We start from the raw sequence: 18,476 nt of genomic DNA on the forward strand, positions 1-18,476 counted from the left end.
TTCCGCTACCCGACCGACTCGAAGCGCCACCGGTGGACCGCCCGGCGCGCCAGGTCCGGTCCCGGCTCGGGGAGTTCGGGAAGGCCCGGGGTGTCGTACGTGCCGTCCCACCACGTGATCACGAGCACCCGGTCCTCGGGCGCGCGGAAGGTCTCGCGGCGCAGCGGCGCGGGGTTCAGGGGCTGGCCCGCGGCCCAGGCGAGCAGGTCCTCGCCCCGGCCCTCGACGGCGCGGGCTTCCCACATCAGGGCGACGGTCATGCGTACAGGTTCTTCCGGCTCAGCTCGTGCACGTGGTCATGGTCGTGGGAGGGGGACGCGGGCGCCGGGACGTGGGGGTCCGTCACCGGGAGGGAGGAGTCGGCCGACAGGTCCCAGGCCGACGCGGACCGGCCGCGCGCGACCATCTCCGCGCCGAGGGCGGCGACCATCGCGCCGTTGTCCGTGCACAGCTTGGGGCGCGGCACGCGCAGCGTGATGCCCGCGTCCTCGCAGCGGCGCTCGGCCATGGCCCGCAGCCGGGAGTTGGCGGCGACGCCGCCGCCGATCATCAGGTGGCCGACGCCCTCGTCCTTGCAGGCGCGGACGGCCTTGCGGGTCAGGACGTCGGCCACCGCCTCCTGGAAGGAGGCCGAGACGTCGGCGACCGGAACCTCTTCGCCCGCCGCCCGCTTGGCCTCGATCCAGCGGGCGACGGCCGTCTTGAGGCCGGAGAAGGAGAAGTCGTACGCGGCGTCGCGCGGGCCGGTGAGCCCGCGCGGGAAGGCGATCGCGTCGGGGTCGCCGTCGCGGGCGATGCGGTCGATGACGGGGCCGCCGGGGAAGCCGAGGTTCAGCACCCGGGCGATCTTGTCGAACGCCTCGCCCGCCGCGTCGTCGATGGTCGAGCCCAGCGGCCGTACGTCGGCGGTGATGTCGGGGGCGAGGAGCAGCGAGGAGTGGCCGCCGCTGACCAGCAGCGCCATGGTCGGCTCGGGCAGCGCGCCGTGTTCGAGCTGGTCGACGCAGATGTGGGAGGCGAGGTGGTTGACGCCGTACAGCGGCTTGCCGAGGGCGTACGCGTACGCCTTGGCGGCCGAGACGCCGACGAGCAGGGCGCCCGCGAGGCCGGGACCGGCGGTGACGGCGATGCCGTCGAGGTCGGAGGCGGCGACTCCGGCGTCCTTCAGGGCGCGCTGGATGGTCGGGACCATCGCCTCCAGGTGGGCGCGGCTGGCGACCTCGGGGACGACGCCGCCGAAGCGGGCGTGTTCGTCGACGCTGGAGGCGATCGCGTCGGCGAGCAGGGTGTGGCCGCGGACGATCCCGACGCCGGTCTCGTCGCAGGAGGTCTCGATGCCGAGAACGAGCGGTTCGTCAGCCATGGGTCTTCGTTCCTTGTACGGATGAGGGGGTCGCGAGGGTCGCCGCCGGGCCGGTCAGGCGCATGACCAGCGCGTCGACGTTGCCGGGCTGGTAGTAGCCCTTGCGAATGCCGATGGGCTCGAAGCCGAAGCGCTCGTAGAGGCGCTGGGCGCGGGTGTTGTCGACGCGCACTTCGAGGAGCACTTCGCGGCATTCGAAGGCGGTCGCGGCGGTGAGCAGGTCGGTGAGGAGGCGGGCGCCGAGGCCGGTGCCCCAGTGGTCGCGGGCGGTGGCGATGGTCTGGACGTCGCCGGTGCGGTCGAAGACGGCCAGCCCGGCGTAGCCGACTATGGCCTCACCGTCCTCGGCGACCGTGTAGTGGCGGGTCGCGCCGCCGCCGCGGGCGTGTGCCAGCTCGGACCAGAACATGCCGGGCGACCAGGCGTCCTCGGGGAACAGATCCTCTTCCAGCGCCAGCACCCGGTCGATGTCCCACCAGCGCATCTCGCGCAGCACGGGGGTCGTGTCCGTCACTTGGGGGTGACCACCTTGTAGTTGGCGGGCACCTGGGCGTCGGGGCGGCGCAGATAGAGCGGCCGGTCGGGCAGCAGCTCCTCGCCGCGCGCCAGCTTCCCGGCGGCGACGGAGGCCAGCGCGCCCGCCGACTGGTGCTCGGGCATGCCCGGCGGGACGTGCGCGAAGGCGTCCGGGTAGAGCAGGGCGCCCGCGCCGACGGCCGGGAGCCCGGCGACGCCGGGCCGCTCGGTGAGGTCGGCGGGGTGGTCGACGGCGGGGTCGGTGACGCGGGTCAGCGGGTCGTCGTACCGCGCCCAGTACACCTCCTTGCGGCGGGCGTCGGTGGCCACCACGAAGGGGCCGGTGAGCCCGGCCCGCCCGGCGGCGTACGCGATCCCGTCCAGCGTGCACAGCCCGTGCACGGGTACGTTCAGCGCGGCCCCGAAGGTGCCGGCCGTGACCAGCCCGACGCGCAGCCCGGTGTACGGGCCCGGGCCGACGCCGACGACGATCTCCGTGACGGCGCCCAGCTCCACGCCCGCCGTCTCCAGGGTCCGGTGGACGGCGGGCAGCAGCAGCTCGCCGTGGCGCCGGGCGTCGACCTCGGCGGTCTCGGCGAGGACTTCGGCGCCGTCGTGGAGAGCGACGGTGACGGCGGGGGTGGCGGTATCAAGCGCGAGCAACAGCACGAGGACAGCCTACGGCGCCCCGGGCGGCGGTCGCGGTGGACCGGTTGCGGCCGTCCACCGGTGCTACCGTCGTCAGGAAGTGCGTACGGGCGGTAAGCACGTACTGACCGCAGGAGAGGGTGGCCACCGTGCCAAGGAGCAGCACCGGGCCCGCCGTGGCCGTTCTGACCGCGGCCGCGCTGGGGGTCGTCGGCTTTCTCGGTTACCAGGCCAAGGCCACCGCACCCGACCACCGCACCCAGGAGCGGCGCAGCTCGCACGCCAACGACGCCAAGGGCAGGACGAAGGACAAGGCGGAGAAGAACTCCACCGCGCTGCCCGGGGGCTCCGGCACCGGTGTGCGCGTCGTCTACGCCCTGGGCGACAGCCGGGTCTGGCTGGTCGGCGCCGACGGCAAGGCCACCCGCACCTTCCCGGTGGGTGCCAGCTCGGCGAGCCCCGAGCCGGGCACGTACCAGGTCACCTCCCGTAACCCGAGCGGTGTCGGGTCGGACGGGGTGCAGGTGGAGCACATCGTGGTGTTTCACCAGGACGGGGGAGTCACGTTCGGTTTCAGTGCGGCCATGGACGGGGCGATGCCGGATCCGCAGGCGCAGAAGAAGACCGGCGCGGTGCGGGAGTCCCGGGCGGACGGCACGGCGCTGTGGGAGTTCGCGCAGCCGGGCACGAAGGTCGTCGTGATCAAGTAACCCCTCGCGGGGCCGCTACGCCGCGTCGCGCTCCGGCCCGTCCTGCCGTGTCTCCACGGTGGAGGGGGCGTCGGCGGGAGCCTCCGCCGGTGGGGTGGAGACGGCGTTCGCCGCCGCACAGGCCGCCAGCAGGTCCCTCATCGACGGTGACCGGTCATCACGCCGGGGGTCGTCCAGGGCGGTGGGTTCGTGGGCCGACATGGATGCCTCCTGAGGGTCCTGGGGGCAGGCGGTTAGGCACGCCTAACCACGCTTCCCTTTCCATGTGACCACGTCCGATGCCCGGAGTGCAACATCATGCCGACGGCCTGTCGGAAACTCTTCCCGAATCTCCCCGGGGCTCAGCCCGCCAGCGACGCCAGGTCCTCGTCCGCCCAGCGCGGCCCCACACCGGTCACGGCGACGCCGCGGACGTCGCTCTCCTCCGCGTCCGTCCCGGCCGTCCGCTCGATCACCACGTGCAGCCGGTCCTCGGACAGCTCCTCGACCTTGCCCTCGCCCCACTCCACCGCGATCACCGAATCCGGCAGCGAGACGTCCAGGTCCAGGTCCTCCATCTCCTCCAGGCCCCCGCCCAGCCGGTAGGCGTCGACGTGGACCAGCGGCGGGCCGTCGGAGAGGGAGGGGTGGACGCGGGCGATCACGAAGGTGGGCGAGGTGACCGCGCCCCGTACGCCCAGGCCCTCGCCCAGGCCGCGGGTCAGCGTGGTCTTGCCCGCGCCCAGCTCCCCGGTGAGGAGCACCAGGTCGCCGGGGCGCAGCAGCTTGGCGAGCCGGCGGCCCAGGTCCCGCATCTGCTCGGGCGAGGTGACGGTCATGCGCGTGCCTACGTCCATACCGGCGATGGTACGGGCCCCGGGAACGCGGTACGTGCCGCCTCGGCCCCGGCCGAACAGCCGCCGCCGCGGCGGCTACCCCCGGGCCGAGCGGCGGCTCGCGCCGCCCCCGGGGACGCTCCCGGCGCCGCTCACCACCTGGGTCAGCAGCTCGGCCAGATGCCCGTTGACCACCTCGGGGTGCTCCAGGATCACCAGATGGCCGCCGTCCTCCACGACCACCAGCTCCGCGCCGGGCAGCAGCTCCGCGATGGCCTCGCTGTGCTCCATCGGCGTGATCAGGTCCTTGTCCCCGGCCAGCACCAGCACCGGCACCCCGTCGAAGGACGGCAGCGCCGCCGCCTTGTCGTGGGCGATGAACGCCGGATAGAACTCGGCGACCACATCGATCGGCGTCGCCTCGATCAGCCGCTCCGCGAACCGGGCCACCCCCGGGTCCACGTCCTTCGTCCCGAACGAATAGCGCTTGATCAGCCCCGCGAAGAGGTCCGCGGTCGCCCGGCGGCCCCGCTCCACCAGCTCCACCTGCCAGCCGAGCGCCTTGAGCAGCCCGGGCAGCACCCGCCGCACCGCGTTCATGCCGACCACCGGGAGGCCGAAGCTGACCTCGCCGAGCCGCCCCGACGACGTACCGACGAAGGCCGCGCCGACCACCCGCTCGCGGATCAGCTCCGGGTACTGGGCGGCCAGCGCCATCATCGTCATGCCGCCCATGGAATGGCCGACCAGCACCAGCGGCCCCTCGGGCGCCGCCGCGTCGATCACGGCCTTCAGATCGCGGCCCAGCTGGTCGATCGTGACCTGGGTGCCGTTCGTCTGGGAGCAGCCGCGCTGGGACCGGCCGTGGCAGCGCTGGTCCCAGTAGACGGTGCGGACCACATCGCGCAGCGCGGCCCGCTGGAAGTGCCAGGAGTCCTGGCCGAGGCAGTAGCCATGGCTGAAGATCACGGTCACCGGCGCGGTGGCCGCCCGGCGCGCGAACCGGCGCTTGCGGCGGGCGGGCGCGGCCGGTTCGCGTATCTCCTCGACCTCGTAGTACAGCTCCGTGCCGTCGTCGGCGACCGCCCGGCCGGGGACGCCGCGCAGCGTGCCGTACGGGCCCTCCGCGTCCAGCGCCAGCCGCGCCTTGCGCCGTACGCCGCGGCCGACCGTCAGCCGCTCCAGGGCGACGCCCATCGCCGCGCCCGCCGCGACCACGCCGATCGCGGCTCCCGCGAACCCGGCGCCCCGGCGCCAGCCCACGGCTGTGGCCCCCGCCGCGACCTTCGTCGCCATCTCCACCGTGCTCTCGTCGCCCATGGTCAGATCCCTGTGCCCCCGAGGTCACCCACATAAACGCGCGGGACCCGCGCGCTGATGCGGGTGACGATCTCATACGCGATCGACCCCACGGCCCGCGCCCAGTCCTCCGCGGTCGGCTCCCCGTGGTCGCCGGGGCCGAACAGCACCGCCTCGTCCCCCGGCTCCGCGCTGTCGCCACCGAGGTCGACCACGAACTGGTCCATGGCCACGGTGCCCGCGATGGTCCGCCACTTGCCCGCGACCAGCACCGGGCCGGTGCCCGAGGCGTGCCGCGGAATGCCGTCGCCGTAGCCGAGCGGCACCAGCGCGAGGGTGGTCTCCCCCGGGGTGACGTAACGGTGCCCGTACGAGACCCCGTGGCCGCCCGGCACCCGCTTCACCGCGGCCAGCGAGGCCTTCAGCGTCATCACCGGGCGCAGCCCGAAGTCGGCGGGCACACCCAGCTCCGGGCTGGGCGAGATCCCGTACAGGGCGATTCCGGTACGTACCAGGTCGAAGTGCGACTCGGGCACGGTCAGGGTCGCCGGGGAGTTCGCCAGGTGCCGCACCTCCGGCCGCAGCCCCGCGCGCTCCGCCTGGTCCAGCATCTCGCGGAAGACGGTCAGCTGGGCGTCGATCGACGGGTGGCCCGGCTCGTCCGCGCACGCGAAGTGCGACCACAGCCCGGTCACCCGGATCGTGCCCTCCGCCTCCGCGGCCCGGGCCTCGGCGATCAGCTCCGGCCAGTCGGCCGGCGGACAGCCGTTGCGGCCGAGCCCGGTGTCGGCCTTGAGCTGGACGCGCGCGGTGCGCCCGCACGCGCGGGCCGCCGCGACGGCCTCGCGCAGCGCCCACGCCCCGCTGGCCGACACGTCGATGTCCGCCTCGATCGCCTGCCGCCACGGGCCGCCGGGCGTCCACAGCCAGCACATCAACCGGCCCTGGTCGCCCGCCGCGCGCAGCGCGAGCGCCTCCTCGGGCGTGGCCGTGCCCAGCCAGCCCGCGCCCGCCGCGCGGGCGGCGCGCGCGCACGGGACCGCGCCGTGGCCATAGCCGTCCGACTTGACCACGGCCATCAGCTCGGCGGTGGGTGCCGCTTCACGCAGCGCCCGAACGTTGTCCCGCAGGGCGGTCAGATCGACCACGGCACGGGCGCGCATCGGTGTCTCGTCCATCTCCGTCAGTGTCTCAGGCCGATCGGTGCGCCGGAGGATGTACCGGAATGTGCGCTTCCGAAGCGGACCGGAGTGCGCGCTTCCAAGCGAGGAGTGCCCTGTGTTCGGGAGACTATGGCCATGAGGATCGCCTACAGCGTCGAGACCGTACGAGCCGCTGAACAGGACCTGATGGCGCGGCTGCCCGAAGGAACACTCATGCAGCGCGCGGCAGCCGGACTCGCCGCCGCCTGCGCCGGCCTGCTGGACCGGGTCTACGGGGCCCGCGTCGCCCTGCTGACCGGCAGCGGCGACAACGGCGGCGACGCGCTCTACGCCGGTGCCCGGCTCGCCCGGCGCGGCGCCGGCGTCACCGCCGTCCTGCTCGCCCCCGACCGCGCCCACCCCGGGGGCCTGCGCGCCCTGCGCGCGGCGGGCGGCCGCGTGGTGACCGCCGACTCCGGCGCTCTCGCCGAGCGCACCCTCGCCCAGGCCGACCTCGTCCTCGACGGCATCGTCGGCATCGGCGGCAAGGGCGGCCTGCGGGAGGAAGCCGAGCGGCTGATCCGGCTGGTGCGCGGCACCGTCGTCGCCGTCGACCTCCCCAGCGGTGTCGACGCCGACACCGGCGAGGTGCGGGGCACGGCGGTGCGCGCCGACGCCACCGTCACGTTCGGTACGTACAAGCCCGGACTGCTCATCGACCCCGCGCACGAGCACGCGGGCGCCCTCCGCCTCGTCGACATCGGCCTGGGGGCCCATCTGCCCTCCGTCCCCGACGCCGAAGCCCTCCAGCACGAGGACGTAGCCGCCCTCCTCCCCCACCCCACCGCCGAGAGCGACAAGTACCGGCGCGGCGTCGTCGGCGTCGTCGCGGGCTCGGCCCGCTACCCGGGCGCCGCCGTCCTCGCCGTCGCGGGCGCCCTGCGCGGCGGGGCGGGTGCCGTACGGTACGTCGGCCCCGGCGCCGACACCGTCATCGCGCGCTTCCCCGAAACCCTCGTCCACACCGGGCCCCCGGCCAAGGCGGGCCGCGTCCAGTCCTGGGTCGTCGGCCCCGGCCTCGGCGACGGCGCCGCCGCCCGGCACTCCCTGGACGACGTCCTCGGCTCCGACGTCCCCGTCCTCGTCGACGCCGACGGCCTCCACCTCCTCCCCTCCGGCGGCCTCCACGGCCGCACCGCGGCCACCGTCCTCACCCCGCACGCGGGCGAGGCCGCCGCGCTGCTCGGGACGAGCCGCGAGGAGGTCGAGTCCGGCCGGCTCGCCGCCGTACGGGCCCTGGCCGACAAGTACGGCGCCACCGTGCTGCTCAAGGGCTCCACCACCCTCATCGCCTCCCCCGGTCACCCCGTGCGCGTCAACCCCACCGGCACCGGCTGGCTCGCCACCGCGGGCAGCGGCGACGTCCTCTCCGGCCTCACCGGCTCCCTCCTCGCCACCGGCCTCCCCGCCCGCGACGCCGCCTCCACCGGCGCCTACCTCCACGGCCTGGCCGCCCGCCGCACCACCGCCCCGGCGGGCGCCCCCATTGCGGCGTACGACGTCGCGACGGCCGTCCCGGAGGCGTGGCGGGACGTGCTGGGCTGACGGTGCCCTGCGGGTGCGGGGCGGGTGCGCGGTCGCTGGGGTGGTGGGTGCCGGGTGCGAGGCCTCCGGGGCAGGGCCCTGGACCGTATATTTACGGCGCCGCTGACGGAGAACGTGTCGTGAACGCCGGCCAATCGGCGCCACAAATACACGTCAGCGTCCAGGACCCCACCCCTGCGACCCCGCCCCCTCCCGCATCGTCGGCGGCCACCCGCCGGTGGGGGCCCGGCCCGAAATCCGGATGACGCCGAGGGGACGCGGTCCTAACGTGGCCGGGTGACTCGTCTGGGCTTCGACCGCTACCGCGCCGAAATCGTCGAGCAGACCGGCCTGTTGAGGGCGTATCTGGCGGGGGCCGATCCGGCGGCCCCGGTTCCGTCCTGCCCGGGCTGGGACCTCGGGCAGCTCGTGCGCCACCTCGGCGGCGCCCATGGGTGGGCCGAGACGGTCGTACGGACCCGGGCGGCCGAGCCCGTCCCGGACGATCCGGTCAACGACGTCCCCCACCGCACCGGCGAGGACCCCGCCGCCCTGAGCGCCCAACTCGGCGACGGCGCCGGGCGACTGGCCGACGCGCTGCGCGACGCCGGACCCGATACGCCGGTGTGGAGCCCGGGCCCCGGCGAAACCGCGATGTGGTGGGCGCGGCGGATGACACACGAGACGGTCGTGCACCGGGCGGACGCCGCCCTGGCGGTCGGCGCCGCGTTCCACCTGAACCACGACGTCGCCCTCGACGCCCTCGACGAGTGGCTGACGTACAGCACGCTGCCCGAGGCGTACGAGGGCGACCCCGCCCTGCTCGGCCCCGGCCGCACCCTGCGTCTTCAGGCCACCGACGCGGACGCCCAGTGGCTGGTCGACCTCACCGGCGACGCTCCCGTTCTGCGAGACACCCGTGGGCAGGCCACCGTCGAGGCCCGGGGCACCCTGACGGATCTGCTCCTGCTGGTCTACCGGCGGCCCGCCCCCGGCGTGCGGGTCACGGGCGATACGGCGCTGCTCGACCTGTGGCTGAAGCGGGCGGGGTTCTGGTTGCAATGACCTCTTCCCGTGGTCGGTGCGGCGTGCGGCGGCGGACGGGCCGTAGTCTCCCTGGACAGTCCTGGATCCGTGTCTGTTCTCATCCGGAGTCGTCGATGGCCGTTCGCCGTGTCATGCCCATCATCCAGTCAGAGGCCACGCAGGAGAGCCGGGAGTTCTATGGCCTGCTGGGCTTCGAGGAAGTCATGGATCTCGGCTGGATCATGACGCTTGCCTCGCCGTCCACTCCGGCAGCGCAGGTCAGCGTCATGACCAGCGACAAAACCGCGCCGGTCACCCCCGATATGAGCGTCGAAGTCGACGACGTGGAGGCGGCTTACGCGGTCATGCGGAACAGCGGCGCGGAGATCGTTCACCCCCTGCAGGACGAGGAATGGGGAGTACGGCGGTTCTTCGTCCGCGACCCCAACGGCCGCGTGGTCAACGTTCTGAGCCACCGCTGACACTTCCCAACCCGCCCTTGGACTTGTAGACGATCTCGCCGTTCAGGATCGTCATGCTGAGTTCGCGAAGGTTACTGATGTCCTGGGTGGGATCGGCGGTCAGCACGATCAGGTCGGCACGCTTGCCGGGCGCCACCGCGCCGAGATCGGGGCGGACGCACTGCCGCGCCGCGCCGCTGGTGCCTGCGACAAGCGACTGGACGGGCGTCATCCCCGCCGCCACCATCAGTTCGGCCTCTTCCAGCGTGTTCGCCCCGAACAGGCCCCGGCCACTGAAGGTGTCGCTGCCCAGGGCGATGCTCACGCCGGCGTCGGCGACCTTCTTGACGTTCCCCCGAACGTCGGGATGGCTCGCGTCGTGGGCCCAGAGCGTCGGCGTGTAGGTGACGTCGCGCTCAAGCATCAGATCGATCAGCGGGTCATCGGTGATGGGCTCGACCGTCACACCGTGCTCCAGGCCGTCCGCGCCGGCCTCGATCGCTTCGCGCGCCGCGACCTGCTGGGTCGTGTGGACGGTCACCCTGAGACCGCGCTCGTGCCCGGTTTCGACACCCGCGCGAAGCACGTCGAGAGGGAGCCGCACAAGCTCGACAGCCTCCGGAAACGCGGGAATGTGCCAGACGTACGTGGGTGAGCCGGAGTGCGAGCACGCACCTTCCGACAGGAGTTTGATCGCGTCCACCTTGCGGTCGGCCAGATCATGCACCAGATCACGCATCTGCTGCACGCTGTCGATCTCGCCCGTGAACCGTGCGCGTGCCCAGGGATTGCCGCTGAAGACAGTGGCGGCGGGATGCCCGTCCCGTCCGGTGATGCCGCAGCCGGTCGCCAGGAGCCGTGGGCCTCGTAGCGTGCCCGCAGCGATCTTGGACCGCGTCTCCAGGATTCCCCCGGTCGGATCGCCCACCGACTTGATGGTGGTGATCCCGTGCTGGAGAAACAAGCCAAGCCGTCCGGGAATCTCGTTCTCCTCGAACGTCTGCATCGATTCCGGATCGGACACCGCGAAAACGTCGTAGAAGTGGATGTGTGTGTCGATCAGGCCCGGCATCACCCATCCCTCGGCCGCGTCCACCTCCGTGACACCCCTCAGCGGCTCCGCCGAGACGGCGGCGACCTCTCCGCCGTTGATGGCGACGTCGTACAGCCCGGTGCGCGCCCTGTGTCCGTCGAAGACGTGTGCACGCCGAATGACGAGGTCGTACATCGCGGGATCGCGAAGCACCTCGGGTTCATGGGTCATTGCTCTCTCACTCAATCAGCGATTCGCCGGCGAGCGTTCGCTCGGTATCCAGCACCTGCCGGAGCATGTTGTCGATCGTCGTGCGGCGAAGCCGTTCCTCCATGGCCCGTTCCGCGTCCCGGAACTCCACCTCGAGCAGGTCGCAGATATTGCGCCCGACCTCGCACGCGTCACTGGGTGGATGTGCGTGCCGCGACAGGATGCGCCCCTCCTCGACGGCGGCATAGGCGTCGTAGAGCGTGATGTCCCGTGGCGCGCGGGCCAGGGACCAGCCGCCACTGCGGCCCTCGGTGGACCACACCAGGCAGGAGTCCCGCAGGCGGCCGAGGACGCGCCGCACGAGAACCGGATTGCTCGCCAGACTCTCCGCGATCTCCGCAGAGGTCAGTGTGCCTCCGCCCCGGTACGCCAGCATGGTGAGCGCGTGAATCGCGACCGCACTCCTGCTGCTGAGGCCCGCCATCTCGCCCTCCTGGCCGCGTGGCATCGACTTAACTGTAACCAGTATAGTTACAGTATGCCTCCTCGGCCAGTTCCTGAGCCGCGTGACGGCGCAGGGCCACCGGACGAGCGACGCGGGTCACTGCCCAGGGCGGCCCGCCCCGCCCCGATCGAGGACCAGCACGTCATGCAGATCGGCCCCGTCCCACGGGTGCGCCTCGCCCACCTTGCGGTACCCCCACGACCGGTAGGCGGCCTGCGCGGCCGCGACATCCGGCCGGGCGTTGAGCAGCACGCGTTCCTCGGTGCCGTCGGCAAGGACCGCCTCATGCAGCCGACGGGCCACGCCCAGACGGCGCCACGGGGCGCGTACGGCCAGCTCCATCAGCCCGAACGTCCGGCGCCCGTCCTCGCGCCGCAGCTCGTCACCGACCGGCGTGATGAGCCGGTCCCACCAGCCGGTGCTCGGGCTGAGCGGATAGCCGTACGCGATGCCGACGGGCTCACCGTCGCCCGTGCGGGCGAGGGCTCCCCGGAAGGTCTTCTTGCGGACCTGCGAGCGGAACCGCCGGAAATTCGCCTCGACCGAGTCCGGCTCCTTGTCATACGGAGGCTCCGCGAACGCCTCGGCGTAGACAAGGGTGAAGGCCTCCTCGGCCCGCCCCGCCGCCGCGCCATCCATACGCTCAACAGCGATCATCGTCACCGTCCTCCCTCTCGTGTCGCCTCGCGGATGCGCTCGATCACGTCACGTGCAGCGGGAGCACCAACGCTTACGGCAGATCGCTCGAAGGCCGGTAACCGGCGCCGCAGCCTTGCCGAAGACACACCACCGCAGGCATCGAGCACGCCCGTCATCTCGTGGCACGCCTCCTCGACCTCGCTGGTGTGGAGCAGCGTCTGTGCAAGACGGGTCCGGTACCAAGCGGTGTTGCGGGTGTAACCGCCGCCGAGCCCGGCGACCGCGGAGCGCAGGAAGGGCACGGCTCGCGCGGGCTGCCCCTCAGCGGCGTAGTAGGCCGCCGTCGCGTAGTCCACCTCGACGGGACCGGCGAATCGCGCCCACCTCGGCACGTCCACGTCGGCGTCCGTGCGCCCCTGGTAGGACACGGCACGACTCAGCGCACGACGCGCACCGGATAGATCCCCCGCTTGCCCCGCCGCGCTCGCCTCCCGCAGCGAGATCACCAAATGCACTGTGGGTCCCGCGCCCGCCCGGTGGGCAAGGCGGTAGGCGCTCTCGATGGCCGAGGCCGCCTCCCACATGCGGCCTGCGTCGACAGAGAGCAAGGAAAGCGTGTTGAGCGCGCGCACCTGCAACAAGGGGTCGTCGATGAGCTGCGCCGCCGTCATCGCTTCCATGCAGGCAGCGCGGGCTTCTCCGGGCGGCCCGCCGTCGTATCCGAACCATGCGCGGTGACAGGCGATTTCGCAGACCATCGTTTGGAGGTCGCGACCGACACCGCTCGTGTAGACACCGCCGCTCAGGGCGCGCGTAATGCCCTGCTCAAGCTGCTGGGCCCGCGCGTTCGCGGGGATTCCACCGGACCGGTGGTCGACCGCGTAGAGGTCCGTAAGCCCCACCCGGAAGGCCGCCACGTCGCTGGCGCCGATGCGGGGGCCATGCCCGTTCGCGAGGATCGCCCCTGCGGCGATCGCCCCGGACCCCGTGACGAATGCTCGACGTCCCGCCTCTTCATCGTCGCCGATCCCTCCGGGAAACGTACGCCGGTGCGAGGGAACAACGAACCCCATCTCCGCGAGCGGAAGGCCGAACATGGCCTCCAGCACAGCCTGTTGACCGGGGTGCGGTAACGGAGGAGGGGCCTCGCTCTCCCATCTCCGGTACTGCCGGATGCTCACCGAGGCGTCGATACACAGCCGGGCCGCCTCGCGGACGAAGGCGGCAACGAAGCTCGCCTGCGTGTACCCCGCCGCTTTGCGCAGCCCGGCCAGCACGCCGACATCATGTGCCCCCTCACAGTTACGGCTTCCACCGAGACGATGCACGCATGGCCACCAGCACCCAAGGAGCCGATGAAGTGAGAGTGACCGGCCTGCGCCTGCTCCCCTGGTCCAACCCGGACGGCCGACCGTGCTACCTGGACTCGGAGCACGGCAACAGCCGCTTGAACCGGTGGGCGGACGAGGTCGAGGCCTTGCAGATGGCCATGGGCACCGATCTGCTCGATCACGCCCACGCGCTATTGGGAGCCCCCAAGGCGGACGTGCGCGAACTCCGCTTCCTCGCGGAGCGGTTGTGCGAGGCACTTCGCGACGTCCTGCGGGTGGCGGAGAGCAGAGGCATACGGCTTCCCGCCTCCGATGAGGGCGAGGATCCTCCGTAAGGACCGCACCCTATGCGGCCACGTACCTCATGACTCCGAAGGGACGCCTCGTGACCTCCGCGGCCATCGAACTCCGGCACTTCCGTGACGTGGCACCCGTCTGGGACACGCTGATCTCGGTCTACGCCGAAGTGCGGGCCGACCGGCTGCACGATCCGCACTACTCGGTCGAGCGGTACGGCGAACGTCTGGCCCGTCATGCCTCCGAGCCCGGCTGGGAGGCGGTGGTCGGCTACGACGGGGGCGAGGCCGCCGGGTACGCGTACGGCAACACCATCGAGCACGGTGACCGCTATGGGAAGCGGGTCACGCCACCCCCGGCGTCGGCGCTTACGGAGGCCCCGACGCTGGCGCCGAAGGAGATGATGGTCCGTGTGCCCTGGCGGAAGACCGGAGCCTCTCGGGGCATCCATGACGAGTTGCTCGCCCGGCGGACCGAGGAGCAGGTGACCTCATGGTCGACCCGCTGGCGGGTGAGGGAAAGGTCCATCGGCTGTACGAGTCGTGGGGATACGAGGACATCGGGGAGAGCCGGCCGTCGCCGGACTCGCCGGTTCTGATGGCCATGGTGCGCCTGACACGGTGACGAAAGGAGCAGGCATGTCACAAACCGAGGGTGCCCGGCTGTTCCGGGAGGCATGGATCGCGGGGGTACGGCGGCACTTTCCCGGGGAGCCCAAGCCGGGCTATGTGACCCCCTGGGAGGACACCCCGGAGTGGGAACGGGCGGCTGCCGGGGCGGTGTACGCGCAGGTGCGGCAGTTCCTCGAGGTGAGCGAGGGGCACGCGGGGCGGCTCACGCGGGAGCAGAAGGGGCGCTTCGTCGCGACGTGCTGGACCGCGCAGATGTACCGGCACTTCGACGACCCGAAGCCGGGGTACGTCGCCGACTGGCCGGACCTTCCCGGCTGGCAGCGGGAGACGGAAAGCGGACATCTTCGAGGCGATCGAGAAGGGCGCCGGCTGACGCGCGTCCCGTGATCCTCAGCCCCTGGATGACGGCAGGTGGGTGGCGAAGAAGGCGGTGAGCCTGGCGACGGCCGGGGTGACGTGCTCGTCCTTGTCGTAGAGGGAGATGTGGGTGCCGCCGTCGATGACGAAGAGCTCCTTGGGCTCGGCCGCCTTCTCGATGGCTTCACGGCTGAAGTACGCCGTGTTCGCGTCGGACCCGATGATCATCAAAAGGGGGCGGGGCGAGATGAGGCGGATCAGGGCGTAGGAGTCGTACTGGATGATCTGGTCGAGGCTGCGGACGGGCCAGGGCCGGACCGCGCGGGGGTGGTGACCGCGTGGGGTGCGGTAGTACTCGTAGGTCTCGGCGTCCACGGCCTCGGTGATCCACTCCTGCCGGGGGACGGCCTCGCCGCGGGCCTCCGCGGTGCGTGCGGCATTCGCGAGCTCCAGGATCGAGCGCAGGGTCTGTGGGTCCTGGGTGCGGCCGAGGCCCTCGCGCATCACCGATCCCAGGTCTGCCGCGCTGACCGTGGCGACGGCCTTGATGCGCAGGTCGGTCTGGGCGGCATAGGGGACGTAGCCGCCGGAGGCGCAGATGCCCAGGGCGCCGATCCGGTCCGGATCGATCTCGTCGCGGGTGGCCAGGAAACTGACGGCGGACTTGATGTCCTCGGCGCGCTGGAACGGGTCCTCCAGTCCGCGCGGCTCGCCCTCGCTCTCGCCCTGGCACGCGGCGTCGAAGACCAGCGCGGCGAAGCCCTCGCGGGCCAGGCGCTCGGCGTAGACGCTCGCGGTCTGCTCCTTCACGCCGCCGCCCGGGTGGCCGACGACGACGGCCGGGAGCCGGTCGGCGGTGGGCGCGTCGGGCAGGAAGAGGATGCCCGCGAGCGTGAGGTTGTTGCTGAGGAAGGTGACGTCCGTCTTCATGCTCCCGACCCTGGCAGGCATCACACGCCGGGATAAGGGGACAGAACTGGCCCCCCTTCCGGGCCGGCCCGCGGTGCGAGACTCGATCGCATGAGCAGCGAACTGGGTGACTTCCTCAAGGCCCGGCGCGGGGAGCTGAGCCCCACGACGGCAGGGCTCCCCGACGACGGGCGGCGGCGGGTCCCGGGCTTGCGCCGGGAGGAGGTCGCCCTGCTGGCGTCGATCAGCCCCGACTACTACACCCGCCTGGAACAGGGGCGTCGCCAGGCCTCCGAGCCGGTGCTGGACGCCCTGGCACGCGCGCTGCGACTCAGCGAGGACGAGCGTGCCTACCTCTTCGAGCTCTCGGGCAAGGATGCCGGCCGACCGCGCCGGCGGCCCGCCCAACGGGTCCAGCCGCAGTTGCGGCGCCTGCTCGACGATCTCACCAACACCCCGGCCCTCGTCCTCGGCCGGTGCACCGACGTCCTGGCGTGGAATCCGTTGGCCGCCGCGCTGTTCACCGACTTCGCGCTCCTCCCGGAGGACCGGCGCAATTTCGTACGCCTGGTGTTCTGCGACCCGGCGGTACGGGCCCTGTACACCGACTGGGACTACATGGCGCGGGCCTGCGTGGCGCAGCTGCGGATGGAGGCGGCCCGGGACCCGGCGAATCCGCGCCTGACGATGCTGGTGGGAGAGCTGTCGGTGCGGGACCGGGACTTCCGGGCGTGGTGGGGCGACCACCGCGTGGCCGTGCGGACCGCGGGCACCAAGGCCCTGCGCCACCCGATGGTCGGCGAACTCGCCCTCGACTGGTCCACACTGACCGACACGGCCGACCCGGACCAGCACCTCATCACCCTGACCGCGGCCCCCGGCACTCCCTCCCACGACGGCCTGCGCCTGCTGGGCGCCGTCACCGCGGAACCGTTCGCATCGCCGCGACCGGCAAGTGGCTCCGCCGGACTCCCCGGCACTCCCTGAGTACGGTCCGACCTCCCACTCGGCATCCGACCGTTCATGTCGACGTATCAGCCGGCCGGCGCGACCACAGCCACCGCTGCGCCAGCAGCGTCAGCGTCCCCGCCACCACGATCCCCGCCAGGTTCAGCAGCAGCTGCTCGATCGACCCCACCATCTGGTCGACGTCCCCGTACCCGAGCGCCACCGCCGCGTTGGCCGCCGCCGGGACCGTCGTCACCGAGATCGCCACGCCCACCAGGGCGCCCGACTTCGCCGAGGTCAGGGACAGCGTTCCGGCGATGCCCGCCAGCACGGCGACCACGAACGAGAACATGTCCGGCTTCCAGATGAAGTCCGTGTTCGGGCGGTCCGCGTCCAGCTGGGCCTTGCTGAACAGCCCGAAGGCGTCCATCAGCACGCTGAAGCCCGTCGTCAGCACCATCGCCACCGCGAACCCCACGACCAGCGCGAGGGCCGAGCGGGCGGCCAGCCGTGGGGCGCGCCGGACCAGGGCGGTGCACAGCCCGGCGAGCGGGCCGAACTCCGGGCCGACGGCCATCGCGCCGACGATCAGGACCGCGTTGTCCAGCACCACACCGCACGCCGCGATCATCGTCGCGATGGCGAGGAAGGCGAGGAAGGTCACCGACAGCGTGGACTCCTCGTGGGTGGCGTCCGCCAGGTGCTCCCACAGCACCGCGTCCGCGCCCTCCCCCGGAGCGTCCGCCTCCGCCCGGTCGGCCCGCTTCGACAGCGACAGGCCGATGTCGTCGACGGCGATCGAACCGTGCTCGTCGAGCCCGAGCGCCCGCAGCTCGCCCAGCAGCCCGTCACCGGCCTCGCGCGCCACGTCGCACAGCACCACGTCCCCGGCGGGATCGCGGGCGGCGCCGGGCAGGACGATCAGGTGGGCGGTGCCCACGGTGCCCTCCAGGAGACGTACCACCGCGTCCGTCCGGTCGGCCGGGACGATCAGCCGCAGATGCAGCACAGGGAAACTCCTTACAGCTTGCGCAGGGAGAGCCGCTGCACCTTGTGGTCCGGGCCCTTGCGGAGCACGAGCGTCGCGCGCCCCCGCGTGGGCTGCACATTCTGCTGGAGGTTCGGCCTGTTGATGGTGCGCCAGATCATGCGGCCGTAGTCCAGCGCCTCCTCCTCGGAGACCTGGGTGTACTTGCGGAAGTACGAGGAGGGGTCCTGGAAGGCGGTCTGGCGCAGCTTCCGGAAGCGGTCGAGGTACCAGCGCTCGATGTCGGCGGTACGGGCGTCCACGTACACGCTGAAGTCGAAGAAGTCCGCGAGCCCGACCCGGGTCAGCCCGTCCTTGCCGGGCAGGGCGGGCTGGAGCACGTTCAGCCCCTCGACGATGAGGATGTCGGGCCGGTGCACGGTCTGCCGCTCGCCCGGCACGATGTCGTAGATCAGGTGCGAGTAGACCGGGGCCGAGACCTCCGCCCGGCCCGCCTTCACATCGGCGACGAACCGGGTCAGGGCGCGCCGGTCGTACGACTCGGGGAACCCCTTGCGGGACATCAGCCCGCGCCGGTGCAGCTCGGCGTTGGGGTGGAGGAAGCCGTCGGTGGTGATCAGCTCCACCCGCGGATGCTCCGGCCAGCGGGCCAGCAGCGCCTGCAGCAGCCGGGCCGTGGTCGACTTGCCGACCGCGACGCTGCCCGCCACGCCGATGACGAACGGGGTGCCGGTCTGGGGGCCCTGGCCGTTCTTGGCGTCGCCGAGGAAGGTGTTCAGCGCGCCGCGCAGGCTGCCGGTGGCGGCCACGTACAGGTTGAGCAGCCGGGACAGCGGCAGGTAGACGTCGCGTACCTCGTCCAGGTCGATGACGTCGCCGAGACCGCGCAGCCGCTCGACCTCCTCGGCGGTCAGCGGCAGCGGAGTCTTCTCCCGCAGCGCGCTCCACTCGTCGCGGGAGAGGTCCACATACGGGGTCGCCTCGCCGCCCCGCCGCTGCGAGGAGCGCACAGGGCCGGTGCGCGCCTCGCGCGCGGAAGACGTGATCATCCCTTCATTGTCAT

General features: G+C 72.3%; 22 protein-coding genes and 1 pseudogene. 8 read left to right on the forward strand and 15 right to left on the reverse strand.

Features of this window, described 5'->3' with window-relative positions:
- Positions 1 to 5: 5 nt before the first annotated feature.
- From ACFZCY_RS12565 to tsaB, 4 genes are read right to left on the reverse strand one after another with little or no spacing between them, the layout of a single operon-like run.
- Positions 6 to 260, reverse strand: coding sequence for a hypothetical protein (locus ACFZCY_RS12565; RefSeq protein WP_391171736.1), 255 nt, complete (start codon positions 258 to 260; stop codon positions 6 to 8).
- On the reverse strand, positions 257 to 1,363 hold the full coding sequence (tsaD, locus tag ACFZCY_RS12570) for a tRNA (adenosine(37)-N6)-threonylcarbamoyltransferase complex transferase subunit TsaD (RefSeq protein WP_391171738.1): 1,107 nt from the start codon (positions 1,361 to 1,363) through the stop codon (positions 257 to 259). Before tsaD ends, ACFZCY_RS12565 begins: the two co-directional genes overlap by 4 nt.
- Positions 1,356 to 1,847, reverse strand: a complete 492-nt coding sequence (rimI, locus tag ACFZCY_RS12575; protein ID WP_391172136.1) for a ribosomal protein S18-alanine N-acetyltransferase — start codon at positions 1,845 to 1,847, stop codon at positions 1,356 to 1,358. The genes tsaD and rimI overlap by 8 nt, the downstream gene beginning before the upstream one ends.
- Positions 1,848 to 1,873: 26 nt before the next feature.
- Positions 1,874 to 2,548 (reverse strand): tRNA (adenosine(37)-N6)-threonylcarbamoyltransferase complex dimerization subunit type 1 TsaB, encoded by a 675-nt coding sequence (gene tsaB / locus ACFZCY_RS12580; RefSeq protein ID WP_391171740.1) that lies wholly within the window; start codon positions 2,546 to 2,548, stop codon positions 1,874 to 1,876.
- A 128-nt stretch (positions 2,549 to 2,676) separates the two neighbouring features.
- Here tsaB and ACFZCY_RS12585 point away from each other — a divergent pair, with 128 nt between their 5' ends.
- Complete coding sequence (locus ACFZCY_RS12585; RefSeq protein WP_391171742.1) at positions 2,677 to 3,237, forward strand: hypothetical protein; 561 nt, start codon at positions 2,677 to 2,679, stop codon at positions 3,235 to 3,237.
- Positions 3,238 to 3,252: 15 nt separating this feature from the next.
- On the opposite strand, the gene ACFZCY_RS12590 is transcribed toward ACFZCY_RS12585, so the two are convergent.
- From ACFZCY_RS12590 to alr, 4 genes are all read right to left on the reverse strand, one after another.
- Positions 3,253 to 3,438 carry a hypothetical protein gene (locus ACFZCY_RS12590; RefSeq protein ID WP_391171744.1) on the reverse strand — a complete coding sequence of 62 codons (186 nt, stop codon included), beginning with the start codon at positions 3,436 to 3,438 and terminating at the stop codon, positions 3,253 to 3,255.
- A gap of 140 nt (positions 3,439 to 3,578) precedes the next feature.
- Positions 3,579 to 4,073 carry a tRNA (adenosine(37)-N6)-threonylcarbamoyltransferase complex ATPase subunit type 1 TsaE gene (tsaE, locus tag ACFZCY_RS12595; RefSeq protein ID WP_391171746.1) on the reverse strand — a complete coding sequence of 165 codons (495 nt, stop codon included), beginning with the start codon at positions 4,071 to 4,073 and terminating at the stop codon, positions 3,579 to 3,581.
- Between the two features lie 75 nt (positions 4,074 to 4,148).
- Complete coding sequence (locus ACFZCY_RS12600) at positions 4,149 to 5,372, reverse strand: alpha/beta fold hydrolase (protein ID WP_391171748.1); 1,224 nt, start codon at positions 5,370 to 5,372, stop codon at positions 4,149 to 4,151.
- Between the two features lie 2 nt (positions 5,373 to 5,374).
- Positions 5,375 to 6,529: an alanine racemase gene (gene alr, locus ACFZCY_RS12605; protein ID WP_391171750.1), complete on the reverse strand. Its 1,155-nt coding sequence runs from the start codon at positions 6,527 to 6,529 to the stop codon at positions 5,375 to 5,377.
- 120 nt (positions 6,530 to 6,649) lie between these two features.
- Between alr and ACFZCY_RS12610 the strand changes: the two genes are divergently transcribed.
- From ACFZCY_RS12610 to ACFZCY_RS12620, 3 genes are all read left to right on the forward strand, one after another.
- Complete coding sequence (locus ACFZCY_RS12610; RefSeq protein ID WP_391171752.1) at positions 6,650 to 8,098, forward strand: NAD(P)H-hydrate dehydratase; 1,449 nt, start codon at positions 6,650 to 6,652, stop codon at positions 8,096 to 8,098.
- A gap of 276 nt (positions 8,099 to 8,374) precedes the next feature.
- Positions 8,375 to 9,142, forward strand: a complete 768-nt coding sequence (locus ACFZCY_RS12615; RefSeq protein ID WP_391171754.1) for a maleylpyruvate isomerase N-terminal domain-containing protein — start codon at positions 8,375 to 8,377, stop codon at positions 9,140 to 9,142.
- Between the two features lie 95 nt (positions 9,143 to 9,237).
- The gene (locus ACFZCY_RS12620) at positions 9,238 to 9,585 is read left to right on the forward strand and encodes a VOC family protein (RefSeq protein ID WP_391171756.1); all 348 of its coding nucleotides are present in this window, start codon (positions 9,238 to 9,240) and stop codon (positions 9,583 to 9,585) included.
- Here ACFZCY_RS12620 and ACFZCY_RS12625 read toward each other — a convergent pair.
- The 4 genes from ACFZCY_RS12625 to ACFZCY_RS12640 all read right to left on the reverse strand — a co-directional run bounded on the left by ACFZCY_RS12625 (position 9,563) and on the right by ACFZCY_RS12640 (position 13,228).
- The gene (locus ACFZCY_RS12625; protein WP_391171758.1) at positions 9,563 to 10,828 is read right to left on the reverse strand and encodes an amidohydrolase family protein; all 1,266 of its coding nucleotides are present in this window, start codon (positions 10,826 to 10,828) and stop codon (positions 9,563 to 9,565) included. The genes ACFZCY_RS12620 and ACFZCY_RS12625 overlap by 23 nt on opposite strands.
- A 7-nt stretch (positions 10,829 to 10,835) precedes the next feature.
- Entirely contained in the window at positions 10,836 to 11,315 is a 480-nt protein-coding gene (locus tag ACFZCY_RS12630) for an Rrf2 family transcriptional regulator (protein WP_391171760.1), read from the reverse strand.
- Positions 11,316 to 11,408: 93 nt separating this feature from the next.
- Positions 11,409 to 11,969, reverse strand: coding sequence for a GNAT family N-acetyltransferase (locus ACFZCY_RS12635; protein WP_391171762.1), 561 nt, complete (start codon positions 11,967 to 11,969; stop codon positions 11,409 to 11,411).
- 2 nt (positions 11,970 to 11,971) lie between these two features.
- A complete protein-coding gene (locus tag ACFZCY_RS12640; protein ID WP_391171764.1) occupies positions 11,972 to 13,228 on the reverse strand; it encodes a hypothetical protein in 1,257 nt (418 codons plus the stop codon).
- Positions 13,229 to 13,311: 83 nt separating this feature from the next.
- On the opposite strand from ACFZCY_RS12640, the gene ACFZCY_RS12645 reads away from it, so the two are divergent.
- From ACFZCY_RS12645 to ACFZCY_RS12655, 3 genes and pseudogenes are all read left to right on the forward strand, one after another.
- Positions 13,312 to 13,617 carry a hypothetical protein gene (locus ACFZCY_RS12645; RefSeq protein WP_391171766.1) on the forward strand — a complete coding sequence of 102 codons (306 nt, stop codon included), beginning with the start codon at positions 13,312 to 13,314 and terminating at the stop codon, positions 13,615 to 13,617.
- A 50-nt stretch (positions 13,618 to 13,667) separates the two neighbouring features.
- A complete protein-coding gene (locus tag ACFZCY_RS12650; RefSeq protein WP_391171768.1) occupies positions 13,668 to 14,177 on the forward strand; it encodes a GNAT family N-acetyltransferase in 510 nt (169 codons plus the stop codon).
- A 40-nt stretch (positions 14,178 to 14,217) separates the two neighbouring features.
- A pseudogene (locus ACFZCY_RS12655) lies at positions 14,218 to 14,584 on the forward strand (hypothetical protein).
- 17 nt (positions 14,585 to 14,601) lie between these two features.
- On the opposite strand, the gene ACFZCY_RS12660 reads toward ACFZCY_RS12655, so the two are convergent.
- Positions 14,602 to 15,498 carry an alpha/beta fold hydrolase gene (locus ACFZCY_RS12660; protein WP_391171770.1) on the reverse strand — a complete coding sequence of 299 codons (897 nt, stop codon included), beginning with the start codon at positions 15,496 to 15,498 and terminating at the stop codon, positions 14,602 to 14,604.
- 90 nt (positions 15,499 to 15,588) lie between these two features.
- Between ACFZCY_RS12660 and ACFZCY_RS12665 the strand changes: the two genes are divergently transcribed.
- Entirely contained in the window at positions 15,589 to 16,464 is an 876-nt protein-coding gene (locus ACFZCY_RS12665; protein ID WP_391171772.1) for a helix-turn-helix domain-containing protein, read from the forward strand.
- 34 nt (positions 16,465 to 16,498) lie between these two features.
- Here ACFZCY_RS12665 and ACFZCY_RS12670 read toward each other — a convergent pair whose 3' ends face one another.
- Both ACFZCY_RS12670 and coaA read right to left on the reverse strand, forming a co-directional pair.
- Positions 16,499 to 17,434, reverse strand: coding sequence for a DUF389 domain-containing protein (locus ACFZCY_RS12670; RefSeq protein ID WP_391171774.1), 936 nt, complete (start codon positions 17,432 to 17,434; stop codon positions 16,499 to 16,501).
- An 11-nt stretch (positions 17,435 to 17,445) separates the two neighbouring features.
- Positions 17,446 to 18,462: a type I pantothenate kinase gene (gene coaA / locus ACFZCY_RS12675; protein WP_391171776.1), complete on the reverse strand. Its 1,017-nt coding sequence runs from the start codon at positions 18,460 to 18,462 to the stop codon at positions 17,446 to 17,448.
- Between the last annotated feature and the right edge of the window lie 14 nt (positions 18,463 to 18,476).

The sequence above is a fragment of the Streptomyces sp. NPDC007983 genome, assembly GCF_042958345.1.
In the GTDB taxonomy this organism is placed as follows: Bacteria; Actinomycetota; Actinomycetes; order Streptomycetales; family Streptomycetaceae; genus Streptomyces.

What these genes read in the sequence shown, in the direction of transcription:
- ACFZCY_RS12565 (WP_391171736.1), bottom strand. Translation starts at nt 260, where the DNA reads ATGACCGTCGCCCTGATGTGGGAAGCCCGCGCCGTCGAGGGCCGGGGC.
- tsaD (WP_391171738.1), bottom strand. Translation starts at nt 1,363, where the DNA reads ATGGCTGACGAACCGCTCGTTCTCGGCATCGAGACCTCCTGCGACGAG.
- rimI (WP_391172136.1), bottom strand. Translation starts at nt 1,847, where the DNA reads ATGCGCTGGTGGGACATCGACCGGGTGCTGGCGCTGGAAGAGGATCTG.
- ACFZCY_RS12590 (WP_391171744.1), bottom strand. Translation starts at nt 3,438, where the DNA reads ATGTCGGCCCACGAACCCACCGCCCTGGACGACCCCCGGCGTGATGAC.
- tsaE (WP_391171746.1), bottom strand. Translation starts at nt 4,073, where the DNA reads ATGGACGTAGGCACGCGCATGACCGTCACCTCGCCCGAGCAGATGCGG.
- ACFZCY_RS12600 (WP_391171748.1), bottom strand. Translation starts at nt 5,372, where the DNA reads ATGGGCGACGAGAGCACGGTGGAGATGGCGACGAAGGTCGCGGCGGGG.
- alr (WP_391171750.1), bottom strand. Translation starts at nt 6,529, where the DNA reads ATGGACGAGACACCGATGCGCGCCCGTGCCGTGGTCGATCTGACCGCC.
- ACFZCY_RS12610 (WP_391171752.1), top strand. Translation starts at nt 6,650, where the DNA reads ATGAGGATCGCCTACAGCGTCGAGACCGTACGAGCCGCTGAACAGGAC.
- ACFZCY_RS12620 (WP_391171756.1), top strand. Translation starts at nt 9,238, where the DNA reads ATGGCCGTTCGCCGTGTCATGCCCATCATCCAGTCAGAGGCCACGCAG.
- ACFZCY_RS12625 (WP_391171758.1), bottom strand. Translation starts at nt 10,828, where the DNA reads ATGACCCATGAACCCGAGGTGCTTCGCGATCCCGCGATGTACGACCTC.
- ACFZCY_RS12630 (WP_391171760.1), bottom strand. Translation starts at nt 11,315, where the DNA reads ATGCCACGCGGCCAGGAGGGCGAGATGGCGGGCCTCAGCAGCAGGAGT.
- ACFZCY_RS12635 (WP_391171762.1), bottom strand. Translation starts at nt 11,969, where the DNA reads ATGATCGCTGTTGAGCGTATGGATGGCGCGGCGGCGGGGCGGGCCGAG.
- ACFZCY_RS12660 (WP_391171770.1), bottom strand. Translation starts at nt 15,498, where the DNA reads ATGAAGACGGACGTCACCTTCCTCAGCAACAACCTCACGCTCGCGGGC.
- ACFZCY_RS12665 (WP_391171772.1), top strand. Translation starts at nt 15,589, where the DNA reads ATGAGCAGCGAACTGGGTGACTTCCTCAAGGCCCGGCGCGGGGAGCTG.
- coaA (WP_391171776.1), bottom strand. Translation starts at nt 18,462, where the DNA reads ATGATCACGTCTTCCGCGCGCGAGGCGCGCACCGGCCCTGTGCGCTCC.